The sequence below is a fragment of the Achromobacter spanius genome, assembly GCF_029637605.1.
Lineage (GTDB): Bacteria > Pseudomonadota > Gammaproteobacteria > Burkholderiales > Burkholderiaceae_B > Achromobacter > Achromobacter spanius_E.
In genome coordinates, this window is the sequence record NZ_CP121261.1 from 1591022 (window position 1) to 1607069 (window position 16048).

At 66.5% G+C, this 16048-nt stretch carries 18 protein-coding genes and 1 pseudogene; 13 read left to right on the plus strand and 6 right to left on the minus strand.

Going from position 1 to position 16048, the window contains the following annotated elements; genetic code table 11:
* Positions 1-24: 24 nt before the first annotated feature.
* A complete protein-coding gene (locus tag P8T11_RS06950) occupies positions 25-291 on the minus strand; it encodes a hypothetical protein (protein ID WP_268077638.1) in 267 nt (88 codons plus the stop codon).
* Positions 292-423: 132 nt separating this feature from the next.
* Here P8T11_RS06950 and P8T11_RS06955 point away from each other — a divergent pair, with 132 nt between their 5' ends.
* Complete coding sequence (locus P8T11_RS06955) at positions 424-1203, plus strand: AraC family transcriptional regulator (RefSeq protein ID WP_268077637.1); 780 nt, start codon at positions 424-426, stop codon at positions 1201-1203.
* Positions 1204-1209: 6 nt separating this feature from the next.
* Here the strand turns inward: P8T11_RS06955 and P8T11_RS06960 are convergent, their stop codons facing one another.
* Positions 1210-3177, minus strand: a complete 1968-nt coding sequence (locus P8T11_RS06960) for an NYN domain-containing protein (protein ID WP_268077636.1) — start codon at positions 3175-3177, stop codon at positions 1210-1212.
* Positions 3178-3474: 297 nt separating this feature from the next.
* On the opposite strand from P8T11_RS06960, the gene P8T11_RS06965 reads away from it, so the two are divergent.
* From P8T11_RS06965 to P8T11_RS07010, 10 genes are all read left to right on the plus strand, one after another.
* The gene (locus P8T11_RS06965) at positions 3475-4374 is read left to right on the plus strand and encodes a motility protein A (RefSeq protein WP_268077635.1); all 900 of its coding nucleotides are present in this window, start codon (positions 3475-3477) and stop codon (positions 4372-4374) included.
* Positions 4371-5354: an OmpA/MotB family protein gene (locus P8T11_RS06970; RefSeq protein ID WP_268077634.1), complete on the plus strand. Its 984-nt coding sequence runs from the start codon at positions 4371-4373 to the stop codon at positions 5352-5354. Before P8T11_RS06965 ends, P8T11_RS06970 begins: the two co-directional genes overlap by 4 nt.
* A gap of 163 nt (positions 5355-5517) precedes the next feature.
* Positions 5518-5871 (plus strand): YciI family protein, encoded by a 354-nt coding sequence (locus P8T11_RS06975; RefSeq protein ID WP_268077633.1) that lies wholly within the window; start codon positions 5518-5520, stop codon positions 5869-5871.
* A 100-nt stretch (positions 5872-5971) separates the two neighbouring features.
* Positions 5972-6223, plus strand: coding sequence for a FitA-like ribbon-helix-helix domain-containing protein (locus tag P8T11_RS06980; RefSeq protein WP_268077632.1), 252 nt, complete (start codon positions 5972-5974; stop codon positions 6221-6223).
* A complete protein-coding gene (locus tag P8T11_RS06985) occupies positions 6220-6639 on the plus strand; it encodes a type II toxin-antitoxin system VapC family toxin (RefSeq protein WP_268077631.1) in 420 nt (139 codons plus the stop codon). Before P8T11_RS06980 ends, P8T11_RS06985 begins: the two co-directional genes overlap by 4 nt.
* A gap of 141 nt (positions 6640-6780) precedes the next feature.
* Positions 6781-7191 carry a YciI family protein gene (locus P8T11_RS06990; RefSeq protein WP_268077630.1) on the plus strand — a complete coding sequence of 137 codons (411 nt, stop codon included), beginning with the start codon at positions 6781-6783 and terminating at the stop codon, positions 7189-7191.
* A gap of 18 nt (positions 7192-7209) precedes the next feature.
* On the plus strand, positions 7210-7617 hold the full coding sequence (locus P8T11_RS06995; RefSeq protein ID WP_268077629.1) for a VOC family protein: 408 nt from the start codon (positions 7210-7212) through the stop codon (positions 7615-7617).
* A complete protein-coding gene (locus P8T11_RS07000; RefSeq protein ID WP_268077628.1) occupies positions 7614-8888 on the plus strand; it encodes an RNA polymerase sigma factor in 1275 nt (424 codons plus the stop codon). The genes P8T11_RS06995 and P8T11_RS07000 overlap by 4 nt, the downstream gene beginning before the upstream one ends.
* An 86-nt stretch (positions 8889-8974) precedes the next feature.
* Complete coding sequence (locus tag P8T11_RS07005) at positions 8975-9844, plus strand: AraC family transcriptional regulator (protein ID WP_268077627.1); 870 nt, start codon at positions 8975-8977, stop codon at positions 9842-9844.
* 81 nt (positions 9845-9925) lie between these two features.
* Positions 9926-10885 carry a DMT family transporter gene (locus P8T11_RS07010; RefSeq protein WP_268077626.1) on the plus strand — a complete coding sequence of 320 codons (960 nt, stop codon included), beginning with the start codon at positions 9926-9928 and terminating at the stop codon, positions 10883-10885.
* Here the strand turns inward: P8T11_RS07010 and P8T11_RS07015 are convergent.
* Positions 10880-12064: an MFS transporter gene (locus P8T11_RS07015; protein WP_268077625.1), complete on the minus strand. Its 1185-nt coding sequence runs from the start codon at positions 12062-12064 to the stop codon at positions 10880-10882. The two genes, P8T11_RS07010 and P8T11_RS07015, sit on opposite strands and share 6 nt — an antisense overlap.
* Positions 12065-12195: 131 nt before the next feature.
* Between P8T11_RS07015 and P8T11_RS07020 the strand changes: the two genes are divergently transcribed.
* Positions 12196-13101 (plus strand): LysR family transcriptional regulator, encoded by a 906-nt coding sequence (locus tag P8T11_RS07020; protein WP_268077624.1) that lies wholly within the window; start codon positions 12196-12198, stop codon positions 13099-13101.
* Here P8T11_RS07020 and P8T11_RS07025 read toward each other — a convergent pair.
* Positions 13098-13898, minus strand: a complete 801-nt coding sequence (locus tag P8T11_RS07025; protein WP_268077623.1) for a DUF169 domain-containing protein — start codon at positions 13896-13898, stop codon at positions 13098-13100. The two genes, P8T11_RS07020 and P8T11_RS07025, sit on opposite strands and share 4 nt — an antisense overlap.
* A 102-nt stretch (positions 13899-14000) precedes the next feature.
* Positions 14001-14894 (minus strand): LysR family transcriptional regulator, encoded by an 894-nt coding sequence (locus P8T11_RS07030; protein WP_268077622.1) that lies wholly within the window; start codon positions 14892-14894, stop codon positions 14001-14003.
* Positions 14895-14991: 97 nt separating this feature from the next.
* Between P8T11_RS07030 and gstA the strand changes: the two genes are divergently transcribed.
* On the plus strand, positions 14992-15606 hold the full coding sequence (gene gstA / locus P8T11_RS07035; protein ID WP_268077621.1) for a glutathione transferase GstA: 615 nt from the start codon (positions 14992-14994) through the stop codon (positions 15604-15606).
* Here the strand turns inward: gstA and P8T11_RS07040 are convergent.
* Positions 15555-15987 (minus strand): annotated as a pseudogene (locus P8T11_RS07040) (LysR family transcriptional regulator); the annotation flags it as partial. The gene gstA and the pseudogene P8T11_RS07040 overlap by 52 nt on opposite strands.
* Between the last annotated feature and the right edge of the window lie 61 nt (positions 15988-16048).

Below are 16048 nucleotides of genomic sequence, written 5' to 3' on the forward strand. Positions count from 1 at the left end.
ATCATAGACCAGGCACTCAGCGCGTCAGCGACGGCACGACATCAGCGCGTGCACCCACGCCCGCAAATCGGGGGCGCGCAGTTCCATCACATCGAACAGGCCCAGCGCGCGCAGGGCCGGCAGCGCGTCTTGAATGTCGCGCCGCGCTTCGGCCACTGCCTCTGGCGACGCCTTGGCATCGGTGCACACACGCGCGTTCGCCAGAAACGCGCCCACGGTGCCCTTGCGCACCGGCACGCCGTTGAATTCACTGTGGTTCATGCCGTCCGGCAAGATGTCTTTGGCTTGCATGCCTGGCTCCTGATAGTGAGAAACAAGCGTTACGATAGCGGCATCAACTTGGCATTACTGCGGGGTTCTGGCCAATGAATACCGCGTTTCGGCCACGCACCACCTACCACCTGCGACCCGCCACCGGCTGACATGACCACTCCCTTGCTGCCGCCCGAACGCGCCCAATCAAAAAGCGGCCCGACGCTGATCGCCGTCCGCCGCGATGACGGCCTGCTTCGCGACACCGCCATGCATCAGCATGCGCGCGGCCAGTTGCTGGGCGCCTATCGGGGCTTGCTGACGGTGTATGCGGGCGCGCGGCAATGGGTGGTCCCGTCCGCGCAGGCGGTGTGGATTCCGCCCGGCCAGCCCCATGGTCTGAGATCGCACGGGCCGTACGCGGGCTACAGCGCCTACCTGAGTCCGGCTGCCTGCTCGCGCTTGCCCACCACCACCCGCGTGCTGCAAACATCAGCCTTGCTGCTGGCGGCCGTGGACCGTGCCGCGTCATGGAATGGCAATGAGACAAGCGCCGCGCGCGGCCACGTTCTGGGATTGATTCAAGACGAATTGTGCACCCTACCGCTAGCCGGCCAGGCGCTGATCATGCCGGGTGACCCGCGTTTGCAGCGCTTGGCGGTATCCCTTTCCGACAACCCTTCGGATACTCGGTCCTTGGATGCCTGGGCCGCGCAGGTCGGCATGGCGCCGCGCACCTTTGCGCGCCGTTTCCTGGCGGAAACCGGCCTGCCCCTGGGCGCATGGCGGCAGCAGGCCCGCCTGATGCGGGCGCAGGAAATGCTGGCGGCGGGGAGTGCCGTGACGACGGTGGCGTTGGAACTGGGCTACGACAACATCAGCGCATTCATCGCCATGTTCAAACGCGAAGTCGGAATCACGCCGGGCCGCTTTCGCGGCCCGGGGGTGTAAACCCGATCAGGATTCCTTGGCCGGCGTCTTGCGAGGGCTGCGGGTGCGCGACGCGGTCTTGCGGGCAGGCTTGGCAGACGCCTCGGCCTGGGGTTCAGCAGCCGGTGCCGATGCCGCCGATCCCGTTGCCGCCGCTTCGGTTGCCGAGGATTTCGTTGCCGACGGTTTCGTTGCCGTCGGTTTCGTTGCCGTCGCTCCGGTAGCCGTCGACTTGGTCGCCACCGGTTCCGTTGTCACGGCCCGGGCAGCGCGACCAGCGTCCGATTCGGCCGACTTGGCCTTCGTGGTCTTGCTGGCGGCACGGGCGCGCTTGGCCGGGGCTGCCGGAGCGGGAGCAGGAGCAGGTTCTGCCGCCGGCCTGGCGCTTGCGCCTGCGAACGGGTCGGCCACTTTGGCGGGGGCCTTGTCGGCTGCGTCGCGGCGCGTCTCAGCGGGGGGTTCAACGAACGTCCATTCCGCGATATTCACGGCAGGCAGCGGCTGGCGCGCTTGCGGCAAGGGCGTCGGCATGGGCGGCAGGCGCGACGGCTGGACAGGCTTGGGCGCTTGAGCGCGCGCCAGGGCATCCGCGCGCATGGACTCCAGTTTGGCAACTTCCCGAGCAAGCGCCTTGGCGGTTTCCTCATCGGCCTCGGCTTGCTTGTCGACCTGGGCTTGCTGGTTCGCCTGGCGTTCGGCCTGGGCTGCCCCCTGGAACGATACGGGCGGCGTAGTGGCTGGCGCAGTGGCTGCCGTAGTAGCTGGCGCAGTGGCCGGCGCAGTGGCTGGCGTAAATGCGCCCTCTTGGGTCCGCTCTTGGGTCCGCCGCTCTCGGGTCCGCTCTCGGGTCCGCTCTTGCCCCCGGTCCTGTACACCCTCGGGTGCTGCGACCGGAACCGCCGCCTGCGCGTCCGGCGCAGCGTCAGACGGCGCGGCGACCGCCACTTCGCCCGCGCCTTGCTCAACGGCATGGTTGGCGCCTCGGCCGGATCCGCCCGACTTGCGGCCGCCGCGTGATCTACGGGCAGGCCGGGAGCCGGTTTCTTCCTGCTCCGCGCCCGCTTGGGTGTCGTCGACATCCACCTGCGCGGCCTGGGCCGACTGTCGGCCCTGCCCGGAACGGGACCTACCCTGGCCGCCCGCGCGGTTCACTTCCGGCGTGCCGTCGATGCTGTCGCGATACACATAGGTGCCGGACTTCTCTTCGCGGCCCACGTCCAGGAAGCCGCGCGACTGCGCTTCGTCCAGCAGGTTGCCAAAGGCTCGAAAGCCGTAGTACGACTCGTTGAAATCCGGCTTGCGGCGCTTCAACGCATCTTTCAAGGCGGACGCCCAGATCTTGCCGCTGTCGCCGCGTTCGGCCATCAGCGCCTCGAAGGTCTCGACGACCATGTCCACGGCCTGGGTCTTGCGCGCTTCCAGCTCTTCCTTGCGGCGGAGTTCTTCGTCCGGCGTGCGGCGCTGGCCGGTGCTGGCGCCGCCACGGTTGTCGCGGCGGGCGTCGGCGGTGCGCTGGCCTTCGCGCGCCAGGTCGTCATAGAAGATGAATTCGTCGCAGTTGGCAATCAGCAGGTCCGACGTGGATTGCTTCACGCCCACGCCGATCACCTTCTTGTTGTTCTCGCGCAGCTTGGACACCAGGGGCGAAAAGTCGGAATCGCCGCTGATGATCACGAAGGTATTGACGTGCGACTTGGTATAGCAGAAGTCCAGCGCGTCCACGACCAGCCGGATGTCCGCCGAATTCTTGCCCGATTGGCGCACGTGCGGAATTTCGATCAGCTCGAAATTGGCCTCGTGCATGGGGGCCTTGAATTCCTTGTAGCGTTCCCAATCGCAATAGGCTTTCTTGACGACGATGCTGCCCTTGAGCAGCAGGCGTTCCAGCACGGGCCGGATGTCGAATTTCTGGTATTTGGTGTCCCGCACACCCAGCGCCACGTTCTCGAAGTCGCAGAAAAGCGCCATGCTGACGTTTTCGTTGGGGGTAGTCATTTTCTTCTCCAAAGCCGAGGCGGCCACGTGCTTCGGGCCGCCAGATAGCGCTCATGATATACATATCCGGCTTTTGCCCCTCTTGCCTTCCTGTCAGCCGCCCATTTTTACCCCCGCCGCGGCTTGACCCGGCCCCGTTTCCGACGGCCCGGCCGCCTTCCTGACGACTCGCCTAAGCCAGCGCTTACCGGCCCTTTCGCCCCGCTTTCCGGCGGATTGACTTGGGCGCGCGCTGGCTAGAATTCCCGACAATCCGGCATTCCGGCTCGGCGTGCCATCCCCCTTCGGGCAAGATCCATGAATCCGTCTACCCTCATCGGCGCCGCCGTCGGCCTGCTTACCCTTGTCATCGTCGTGGCGCTGTCCGCCACCGACGCCAGCATGTACATGAACCTGCCAGGCCTGGCCATCGTGCTGGGCGGCACCTGCGCCGCGCTGTTCATTGCCTATCCGTTGTCGGAAGTGCTGCGGATCTTCAAGCTGGTTCGCACCGTGTTCCGCAACGACCAACACGACCAGCAGCGCGACATCGAAGAACTGGCCACGATGGCGCAACTGTGGATGAACACCGACGTCCGCAAGGTCGAGCAAGAGCTCAAGAAGGTGTCAAACCCGTTCCTGCGCACCGGCGTGCAGTTGATCATCGACAACACCCCTGAAGACCAGATTATTGAAGTGCTGCAATGGCGCGTGGCGCGGCTGCGCGCCCGCGAACAGGCCGAAGCGCAGATGTTTCGCGTCATGGCCACGTTCGCGCCCGCCTTCGGCATGTTGGGCACCCTGATCGCCTTGATCAACATGATGGCGGTGCTGGGCGATGGCAGCATGGCGACCATCGGGCGCCATCTGGCCGTGGGCCTGATGACGACGTTCTACGGCATTTTGCTGGCCAACCTGATCTGCAAGCCGATCGCGCTGAAGCTCGAACGCCGCACCGCGCGCCGCGTGGAATCCATGAACATGGTGCTGCAAGGCATCTCCATGATGTGCGAAAAGCGCGGCCCGGCCGTGGTGCGCGAAACGCTGAATTCCTTCGTGCTGCACGTCGAAGACGAAATCTACGACGGCGGCGTGGCCGCGCCTGCGTCCAATGCCAAGGCCAAGACGGCTGCGCCGGCCAAGGGCGCCAACCAGGGCGCAACCCCCGCCGCCAACCCGCCTGTGTCCATCACCCGCCCTGCCGCCGCGCGTCAATGAGCCTGATTTCCCCTTCCCTGGCGCAGCGGATCGAACTGGCCCGCCAGGCCCAACTGCGCGCCCAGAAAGCCGCGGACACGAACGCCTGGCGGCCCAGCAAGACCGACCGCAAGGACCGCTACGCCCGCTGGCACGTCGAAGAAACGGTGGAGCAAGACGCCGAGAACTGGCTGTTGAGCTACCTGGATCTGATCACCCTGCTGCTGGCGATGCTGGTCGTGATGCTGGCGGTGTCGCGCCTGCATGGCCTGGGCCCTGAAGCCTCTGGCAAGCCCATCGAACTGGTCGGCACGCTGGCCACCGCCGGCTTGCCCGCGTATGACGGCGAATACTCGGAGTTCGACGCCGTCGCCATTCCCGCCAGTTGGGCCGAGCCTCCCGCGCCACCCGCACCGCCCGCCGCCGTCCAGGCGGCCGAAGCGGCGCCGGTCGAAGACGGCGTGAAGGTGGCCGAGGCCGCGCCGCCGTTGATTGCGCCGTCCAAGGAATCCCTGGGCCTGGACGACCTGGGCAAGTCGGTGGATGTGATCATCAACGAACAGTCCGTGAGCTTTCGGATCAGCAACGAATTGCTGTTCCCCTCGGGCCAGGCCGCCCTCAGCCCGTCCGGCCTGGACGTGATCAAGCGCCTGGCGGTCATCCTGAACAAGAACCAGCACCCGGTGTCCGTGGAAGGCCACAGCGACCCCGTGCCGATCCAGACGCGCCAGTTCGCGTCGAACTGGGAACTGTCCACCAGCCGCGCCACCAGCGTGCTGCGCGAACTGGTGCGCGACGGCGTGTCCGCCGACCGGCTGCGCGCGGTGGGCTATGCCGAAACGCGCCCGATCGAATCCAACGACACGCCGGCTGGCCGCGCCGCCAATCGCCGCGTCGAGCTGATCATGGACATCGCGCCGAAGCCAGCGCCCACGAAGAAAGCGCAGGCGCCCGCCGAGCCGTCGACGCCCCAGGCGGACACGGCACCGGCACGATCCTGAGCGGGCGACATCACAACGTTCTGAGCACGGGCAACATCACAACAATCAGCACGTGGCTTCTGCCGCCCTAGGGTGGACAAAGACGTCACGGTCAGGCTGGCGGGGTGCTGGGCAACGGCGGTAAGCTTCGCCAATTCGCCCCAGGCCCGAACCAGGAAACGCCATGTCCTATATGTTGCTGATTGTTGAACCGGTAGGCCAGCGCGCCCAGCGCACGCCCGAAGAAGGCCGCGAGGCCTATGCGCAGATGGTGCGCTACGCCGAAGGCCTGAAAAGCCGTGGCCTGCTCGTCAGCGCCGAATCATTGAAATCGGAATCCGAAAGCGTCCGCCTGCAAATCCGCGACGGCGAACGGTCGCTGATGGACGGGCCATTCGCCGAAGCCAAGGAAATGATCGGCGGGTTCTTTCTGTTGACCTGCGACACCCGCGAAGAGGCGCTGGCGCTAGCCGCCGAATGCCCTGCGGCGCAATGGGCAACCGTGGAAGTCCGCGAACTTGGGCCCTGCTTCATGTAGCAGCATGCCTTGCTCCTGGCCGACCATCGCAACGCGGGTTGTATAAGTGACTGCATATTCCTAGAATGCATGCACTGAATGCGTCAGGAGCGCCCGCATCATGCCTATGTTGACCGTGAGAAATATCTCTGAAGAGGTACATCGCGCCCTGCGCGTGCGCGCCGCCCAGCATGGCCGAAGCACCGAAGCCGAGGTCCGCGCCATTCTTGAAGACGCCGTCAAGCCTGAAGGGCGCGTCAAGCTGGGTTCGCTGCTTCTGCAGATCGGCCGCCAGGCCAGGCTCACCGACGAGGAAGCCGCCTTGTTCGACCAACGCGACAAGGCGCCCGCCGCCCCACCGAGGTTTGAATGATTCTGCTGGACACCAATGTCATCTCCGAGCCGCTGCGCCAGGCGCCCGCCGACGCCGTCATCGAATGGATAGACCGGCAGCCCCTGGAAACCTTGTTTCTTTCCGCCGTCACCGTCGCTGAATTGCGCTTTGGCGTGGCCTGCATGCCAGTGGGAAAACGGCGCGACGCCTTGCATGGCGACCTGGAACAGCGCGTCCTGGCCCTGTTTGCCGGGCGCATCCTGGCTTTCGATACGTCCGCCAGCCTGGAATACGTCGCGCTGATGGCGCGTGCGCGGGCCTCGGGCCAGGCCATCGGCGGGCCAGACGGCTACATCGCCGCCACCGCCGCCGCGCACGGGATGAGCGTCGCGACCCGGGACGTGGCGCCCTTTGAAGCCGCCGGCGTGTCCGTCATCAACCCGTGGGGCGCCTAGAACGCCACGGCACTAGTAATTACCCTGATATCGCGACATTCCTGTCGATCTGACCGCCTTTCATTCGTCGTCCCGATACAAGCCCCCGTTGTTCCACCCCGGACCCCAGCGGCGATGTCCACCCCCCAAGGAGAGACTCGGATGCGTTTCATGATGATTGTGCGGGCCACGCCCGATAGCGAAGCCGGCCTGATGCCGGACGACAGCCTGCTTGCCGCGATGGCGACCTACCACGAAGCGCTGGTCAAGGCCGGCGTGCTGCTGGATGCCAATGGCCTGAAGCCCACCTCCCAAGGCTGGCGCGTGCAGTATGCCGACGGCCAACGCCAGGTGGTGGAAGGCCCTTTCGCGGAAACCAAGGAGCTGATCGCGGGCTACACCCTGATTCAGGTGCGCTCGCGCGAAGAAGCCATGCAATGGGCGATGCGCTTTCCACAACCCTTCCCGGGCCAGAACTGCGCGATCGAAGTACGCCAGTTGTACGAACTGGAAGACTTCGAACCCAGCCCGGAAGTGGAACGCTTTCGCGACATTCCCGGCGTCAGCCACTGATATCCAGGAGACAAAGCCATGCACAAGCAAATTTTCGTCAACATCGCCATTGGCGACATGCAGAAATCGCAAGCCTTCTTCAAGCAACTGGGCTTCACCTTCAACCCGGATTTCACCAATGAGCAAGGCGCCTGCATGGTCATCAGCGATGACATCTACGCCATGCTTCTGACGCGCGATTTCTTCCAGGGCTTTACCGGCAAACCGCTGGTGAACGCCAAAGAGGCAACCGAAGTCCTGATCTGCCTGTCTTGCGAAAGTCGCGCCGAAGTCGACGACCTGGTCGCCCGCGCGCGGGCCGCCGGCGGCACCGTGCCGCGCGAGCCGCAAGACCACGGCTTCATGTACGCGCATGGCTTCGAAGACCTGGACGGCCACATCTGGGAACTGGTCCACATGGCGCCCGGCGAGGTTCCCGCGGCATGACGCAGGCGGCCACGCATCGTGCCATCGAGGCGGTCTGGCGGATCGAGGCCGCCAGCGTCATCGCCGGCGTCGCGCGCCTGGTGCGCGACGTCGGGCTGGCCGAAGAACTGGCGCAGGACGCGCTGGTGACCGCCCTGGAACGCTGGCCGCAGACCGGCGTGCCGGACAACCCGGGAGCCTGGCTGATGACCACCGCAAAGAACCGTGCCCGCGACCGCTTGCGCCTGGATGCGCTGCACACCCGCAAGCACGAGCAGATCGGCCACGAACTTGAAGCCTTGCACGCAGACGTGGAACCCGACTTTGTCGACGCGCTGGACGCCGCCCGCCAGGACGACATCGGCGACGACCTGCTGCGCCTGGTGTTCACCGCCTGCCATCCGGTGCTGTCCACCGATGCCAGGGTGGCGTTGACGCTGCGCCTGCTGGGCGGGCTGTCCACCGCCGAGATCGCCCGCGCGTTTCTGGCATCCGAATCCACCATTGCCCAGCGCATCGTGCGCGCCAAGCGCAGCTTGACCGCCGCGAATGTGCCGTTTGAAGTGCCCGATGCCAAGGACCGCGCCGCGCGCCTGGCGTCGGTGCTGGAAGTCATCTACCTGATTTTCAATGAAGGCTATTCGGCGACGTCCGGCGACGATTGGATGCGCCCGGCGCTGTGCGACGAAGCCTTGCGACTAGGCCGCATTCTGGCCGAACTCACCCCGGACGACGCCGAAGTGCACGGCCTGGTGGCGCTGATGGAACTGCAAGCCTCGCGCCTGCATGCGCGCACGGACGCTGGCGGCAAGCCTGTGCTGCTGATGGACCAGGACCGCAGCCGCTGGGACCCCTTGCTGATCCGGCGCGGTTTGGCCGCGCTGACCCGTGCCGCCGCGCTGGGCGGGCCGCACGGGCCCTATGCCTTACAGGCGGAATTGGCCGCCTGCCACGCGCGCGCGCCCACGCCGCCAGACACCGACTGGCCACGTATCGTGGCGCTTTACGACGCGCTGGTGCAATTGACGCCATCGCCCGTGGTTGCGCTGAACCGCGCAGTGGCCGTGGGCATGGCGTTCGGGCCGCAGGCGGGGTTGGATCTGGTCGACGCGCTGGCGAGCGAGCCCGCCCTGGCCAACTACCACTGGCTGCCCAGCGTGCGCGGCGACCTGCTGGCCAAGCTGGGGCGCAACGCCGAAGCCCGGACAGAATTCGAACGCGCGGCCGGCATGACCCGCAACGCCCGGGAACGTGAACTGCTGTTGGCGCGCGCCCAGGCGATGCAGGCGTAAGCGATTCCTGGCTAGCCGATTCACGCCCACGCGATGCGCGCCTTGCCGAACGGCCGACAAGCCAGCGTCGTGCTTAAATTCCACGCATGGTTTCCCTGCCTGCCGCCTCGTCCGATGCCGACGCTTCCGTATTGACGGGTGTGCCGGCGGCGTTCGACCACCCCAATGACCGCGCCGAATTTCGCCACGCCGCGCATCAGCCCGGCGTGGAGCTATACCGCGCCCACATCATCCGCCACGCCTTCGAACCGCACACGCATGAAGCCTATGGCCTGGGCGCCATCGAGTCCGGCGTCGAACGGTTTCGCTATCGCGGCGCCGATCACCTGGCGCCGTCCGGCTCGGTCGTGCTGATGAATCCCGACGAGCTGCACACCGGCCGCGCCGAAACGGAAGGCGGCTGGCGCTACCGCATGGTGTACATCGACCCCGACGTGGTGGCCCGCGTGTCGGGCGAAGCCGGCTGGTGGTTCGACTCCGCCGTCGGCCATGACGCCCCCGGCGCGCAGCGCGTCACCGCCCTGCTCGACACCTTATGGCGTTCGCACGAACCGCTGGCTTTCGACAGCGCGCTCTACACGCTGCTCAGTGAATTCCGCCGTCACGCCCAGGTGCCGCGCGATGCGCCGTCCGAGGGTGCGCCGCGTTTTGCGCCGGTCGTCGACTACCTGCGCGCGAATCTGTCGCGCCGCCTGACGCTGGATGAACTGGCGGCAGTGGCAGAACTGAGCCCCTTTCATTTCCTGCGGCGCTTTCAGTCGCACTACCACGCCACGCCCCAGCAGATGCTGATGGCCTTGCGGCTGTTCGAAGCCAAGCGCCTGTTGGCCGCGGGCATCGCGCCGGCCCAGGCGGCGCTGGCGGCCGGCCTGACTGACCAAGCGCACCTGACGCGGGCGTTTTCGCGCCGCTATGGCGTCACGCCCGCCCGCTATCAGAAGCAGGTACGTGGGTAGGCCAGCCTAAACCGCAATCTGGTACAAGATTCGCCCAGCCCGCGCCGCTAGACTGCCCGCATCGATACGCAGGAGCATGGCATGTGGGCAGGAACCCTTTACGCGCTGGCCGCCGGCCTGATGTGGGGGCTGGTGTTCGTGGGGCCGTTGTTGCTGCCGGAATATCCAGCGGCGCTGCAATCGGTGGCGCGCTACCTGGCGTTTGGGCTGATCGCGCTGCCGCTGGCGTGGCTGGACCGCAATCGGCTGCGGCAACTGCGCCGCGCCGACTGGATCGAGGCGCTGAAACTGGCCGCCATCGGCAACCTGCTGTACTACCTGTGCCTGGCCAGCGCCATCCAGCGCGCGGGCGGCCCCGTGCCCACGATGATCATCGGCACGCTGCCGGTCGTGATTGCCGTCTGCGCCAACCTGCGCAATGCGCGCCGCGACGGGAAACTGCCGTGGAAACGCTTGGCGCCCTCGCTGGCTCTGATTGCGCTGGGCATCGGCTGCGTCAACCAAGTAGAGCTGCAAGCGCTGCGCCAGGACGCCAATGCCGACTTGTCGCGCTACGTCGTGGGCGCCCTGCTGGCGCTGGCCGCCGTCGCCTGCTGGACCTGGTATCCCCTGCGAAACGCCGATTGGCTACGCGCGCATCCCGACCGCAGCCCCAGCACCTGGGCCACCGCGCAGGGCGTGGCCACCCTGCCGCTGGCGCTGGCGGGCTACGCGGTGCTGTGGGGCGGCATGGCCGCTACCGGCAGCCCGTTTGACATGCCGCTGGGACCGCGCCCCGACGTATTCCTGGGCCTGATGATCGCCATCGGCCTGTTCGCGTCCTGGTTGGGCACGCTGTGCTGGAATGAGGCCAGCCAACGCCTGCCCACCGCCCTGGCCGGCCAGCTTATCGTCTTTGAAACGCTGGCCGCGCTGGCCTACGCCTTCATTCTGCGCGGCACCATGCCGCAACCGCTGACCTTGGTTGGCATCGCCTGCCTGATGGTGGGCGTGCTGCGCGCGGTGCGCGTCAAGCCGGTGCCGGTGCCCGCGCCGCTATAGCTGGGCCGCCCGAACTCGCCGTAGACCGGCGGCGATCACCAGGCCCCCCAGCGCCGCCGCCAACACCACATACGACGCCGCCCCCCAGCCAAAGCGGTCTATCACCCCACCCACGGTGACCGGCCCGATCACCTGCCCCAGGTTGCTGCCCTGCATCACCAGCCCGACCGACGCCGCCGTCAGCGCGGGGCGCGGCGCGACCAGCGGCGCGGTGCCCAGCAAGGTGGCGGGAATCAGGCCGCCCACCGCCGAGAACAGCACGCACAGCAGGAAGGTCGGCATGGCCGGCAGCACGGATTGGAAGATCAGCAGTGCCACCACGCCCATCGTGGCGCTGGCGCAGGCGATCAGGGAGGACCGCCGCCACCCGCGCGCCAGCAGTACGCCCGCGCCCAGGTTGCCGATGATGTTGGCGGCGCTGGCGATGGCGCTGTACAGGCCCGCCTGTGCCAGCGTCAGGCCCAGTTGTTCCATCAGCAGCACCGGCAGGAACGTGAACAGCGCGAAGAACATCAGGCTGTAGAGCGTGAACGACAAGGCCAGCAGCACCGGGCCGGCCGCGCCCAGCGTATCGACGGTGTCTTGCCGCAAGCCGCGCCAAGACAAGGAGGCCGTGGCCGTGGATTCCCTCGCGGGCACCAGCGCCGCCACGCTTGCCAGCGCCACGGCCACCGCCGCGCCCGCGCACCACCAATAGGCCTGCCAGTGGTCAAACGCCTGCGAGGCCAGCATCGCGACGGCCATGCCGGTCGGCATGTAGCAGCTCCAGAGCGCAAAAGCGAAATCCCGGCCGGACGACGACACCATGCGCTGCAAGGCGGCGGGGCCGGCCACGGTAATCATCAGGAAACCCAAGCCCTCGATCACGCGGGACGCCAGCAGCAGCCCGTAGCTGGGCGCCATGGCCCCCATGGCCGTGCCCAGCGCCGTGGCCAGCAAGCCCAGCAACAGCATGCGCCGCGCACCGAAACGCGCGATCACGCCGCCGGCGGCAATACCGCCCACCACGCCCAATAGCGAAAACACGGCGGTCAGCGTGCCGATCGACGCCAGGTCCAGGCCCATGTCCTGGCGCAACAAGGGCGCGGCGATGATCACCTTGCCCACCTGCAACGACGCCACCACGCCCGCGCCCACAATAGCCAGCACCCCGGCCCAACGGGTTTCACCCTGATTCATTGCTGCCTCGATACCCATGCGATGGTCGCCAGCATGCCCGCTGGAAACGATCTTGAGAAGTGATTATTTTTCGATGAAAATGATCGACAAAATAGATCACTGTATCGATCACTGAATCGATCACCCGCCCGATGATAGATGCCCTGACCCTGGACCAATTGCGCGTGTTCGCCGCCGTGGCGGACGCCGGCAGCTTTCGCGCCGCCGCCCGCCGCCTGTCGCGCGTGCAATCGGCGGTCAGCCACGCCATCGCCAATATGGAACAGCAGTTGGGCGTGACGCTGTTCGACCGCGCCGGCCATCGCCCCGTGATGACGCCGCAAGGCCAGGCGCTGCTGGCCAATGCCCGCGACATTCTGCTGCGCGTGGACGCGCTGCGCGCGCGAGCGCAAGGCATGGGCACGGGCGTCGAACTGGAGCTTTCGCTGGTGGTGGACACCCTGTTTCCGATCGCCACGGTGGGCGCGGCGCTAAAGACCATGCGCGACTTGTATCCCATGGTGGCCACGCGCGTGGCGGTCTTGCCGCTGGGCGGCCCGATTGATGCCTTGCTGTCGGGCAGCCATACGCTGGGCATCATTGCGGGCGAGCATTTTCGCCACCCGCGTATTGCCGTGCAGGCCTTGTCGTCGGTGCAGATGGTGGCCGTTGTGGGTGCCGGCCATCCGCTGGCGCGGCACGCAGCCGGCAACGCCACGTTAGGCGCGCCGGAATTGGCCGACCACTTGCAGATCGTGCAATCCGATTCGTCCAGCTTGAGCGAGGGGCGTGACTTTGCGGTGCTGTCGCCGCAAACCTGCCGCGTCAGCGGTCAGGACACCAAACATGCATTGATTGTGGCGGGCCTGGGCTGGGGCCGCTTGCCGCTCTGGCAGGTGGAGCGCGACCTGGCCGAAGGCCGGCTGGTGCGCCTGCCCACGCACAGCCTGGGGCGCGGCAGCCAGGTCGCCACCGAGACGTACCTGGCGCACCGCATCGACATGCCGCTGGGCCCGGCCGCCCGTGCGTTTGCGGATGCGCTGCGGGCCAGCGCCTAAGCGCCCCGCGCGGGCGCTTGCGCATAGCTCACCCCCATACCCGCGCGCACATCGTTCTGTATGCCATAAGGCGCGATCGGATAGCGCAAGCCGTTGGCGGCCAAGGCCTTCATGCCTTCGATGGCAATCGGCAGGTAGCGCGGCGGCAGCGCCATCAGCATTTCTTCATCAGGCACGCCGCCGTAACGGCGTTCGGCGAAACAGGGTAATGACAAGCTCGGTTCGCCCGTGGCAAGCGCCCGGCCCCAGGAGTCCGCACAGGCCGTTTCGCCCACCACGCTAAAGTCAAAGCGCCGATAGTTCTTCCACTGCAAGCCATTGATAAGAATGATCATCTGCCCCGGCGTGGCATACACCAGGCAGATGTCGGGCGGGTTCAGCCGCCCCGAGGCCAGCGGCGACACCACCATGCCCCGGTACTTGCCCGCGGGCACACAGGACAGCGCTTCCTGGCGCGCGCGGGCATCGGCTTCAGTGGCATGCCACACGCCCACGTAGTCCTTGCCGCTTTTCCAGGCCTCGTCCTGCGGGCCCAGTCCTATCACCGCGCGGCATTGCGACCCGACAAGATCATCACCCGTGATGCCCACCGTCCAACCCAGCCGCGCCGCCATGCCGACGATCTGGTCGGTGGTATGCGTGGCTTGCGGCCGGCGCAAGCCCTTCACGCCAGCCATGTCCGCTTCGTTCTCAAACAGCTTCATGCCGATGACCGTGGTCTTCAAGCGCAGCAGCTTGTTCAGGTCGTCCACCAACTCGGGCCAGTTCAAGGCCGCGTCAAACGTTGTCTCTTCCATACCTGTCCTTTGGACTGTTGTGCGCGGCGTCTGCCGCGATGGGAATTCGTACTGGCGAGTGCTAAGCATGCACCAATCCGCCCGCGCATGAAACACGCAGAACTAGTCTTCGCGCCGAATGCCGCCTGGCGCTTGCCGCTGCAACATCGCAAACAAAGCCTGAACCGGCGCGCTGTCCGCCGCCTGCGCGGATGCCGCCAACCCGAACGACCGGTACAGCGGCGCGGCCAGTCGCAGCACACGCAAGCCGCGACGGTTCTCAGGCAAGGTCAGCGCGGGCACCAGCGACACACCCACGCCTTCGCGCACCAGCGCAAACGCGCTGCTCCAGTCGCGCACCGTGGCGCGCACGTCCGTGATCGTCACGCCCTCGCCATTCGCCACGCTTTGCGCATGCACGCTGCATCCGCCCGTGGCCAGCACGAAGGGCTGCCCGGCAAGCTCGGCCAGATCGATGGAGTTGCCGGCGCGCGCCAGCGGATGCGTGGCGGGCAGCACAACCAACCATTCATCCTCGCCAAGCGGGCACACGTGCCGGTCGGGCGCGGCGTTCAGCACCACGCCCACATCCACGGTATTGGCCGCCAGCAGCGTTTCGACTTCGTCATCACTGGCTTCCAGGGACACGACATCGATGGCCGGATGCAATTGCCGAAAGCGCCGCAACACGGGCGGCAGAATCGTCGAGAACACCATCGGAAAACTGGCCAGCCGCAAGGTGCCGCGCGCCGCGCCGCGCGCGTCTTGCGCCATCTCTTGAATGCGTCGCAGCGCATCCAGCATGGCGCGTGCTTCATCCGCCACGCGCAGACCCAGCGCGGTAGGCAGCGTCTGCCTGCGTTCGCGGGTGAAGAGCGGTGCGCCCAGCGTGTCTTCCAGGTTGGCGATGGCCTGGCTGGCGCCGGACTGGGTCATGCCCACCTCGGCCGCCGCGTGCGTGATGTTGCCGGCGTCGGCCACCGCCAGCACCAGCCGCCAGTGCATCAAGTTCATCATGGCATCAGCCCCGCTTATTCCACATTTTTGAAGAAGTAATTTTACGCATGCCTCGGGCGGCCTCAAGCTGAACGCCTTGTTGAATCAGGAGTGACCGATGAAGCTGTATTACGCCCCCGACACCTGCTCACTGTCGCCACACATCGTGCTGCGGGAGCTGGGCCTGCCCTTCACGCTGGTGCGCGTCAACAACCAGACCAAGCGCACGGAAGACGGCGGCGACTTCCTGGCGATCAACCCCAAGGGCTATGTCGCCGCGCTGCAACGTGACGATGGGCAAGTGCTGACCGAGGGGCCAGCCATCGTGCAGTACCTGGCGGACTTGAAGCCGGAAGCCGGATTGGCGCCGGCCAACGGCACGTGGGAGCGCAGCCGCTTGCAGGAATGGCTGAACTTCATCAGCACCGAAATCCATGGCGGCTTTGGCCCGCTGTTCAACCGCGCGCTGCCACCCGCTGCACGCCAGTGGTGGCAGGCGCGGTTGGAAAAACGGCTGGACTATGTGGCGGGCGCCTTGCAGCCGCATTCGTATCTGGTCGACGACCGTTTCGGTGTGGCCGATGCCTACCTGTACACGGTCTTGCGCTGGGCCGCGTTCTTCGACATGAGCCTGGCGCGCTGGCCCGCCCTGGCGGACTACATGGCCCGCATTGGCGAGCGGCCCAGCGTGCGGGCGGCGTTGGCGGCCGAAGGGCTTGCCAGCGGGACGTAAGCCCTCTGGTCTTGCCGCAAGGGTGCTTTCAGCTTGGCAAGCGGATGGCGTGGCGCTACCGCGAACAACCATTCCAGCGCCCCCAATTTCGCCCACTGCAGATTGGGCATAGACTGAGGTTCGTTCGTCGCCCCCACGTCAGATCCGCCCGATCTTCGCGCAGCGCTTCCCAGGTGCCGCCCAACACCTCTTGCGTCAAACGCAGGCTTACCCCGGATTCCAGGCGATCAAATGCGCGGATCAAGGGCAGCATCAATTCGAATGTTGGCGCGCCGCGTGGGATACCGACGATGGCGCACGGCCCAGTTTCACCGCCGCGCGGGACAGGCTGCCGCTGTCCCGGATGGCTTCCAGCAGCGCCAGTTCATTGACCGTCAACATGTGCGATTTCTTCGAACGTGTTCATGCGAAGGATCGTACGACAAAGCGCCAGCCCTGGCGC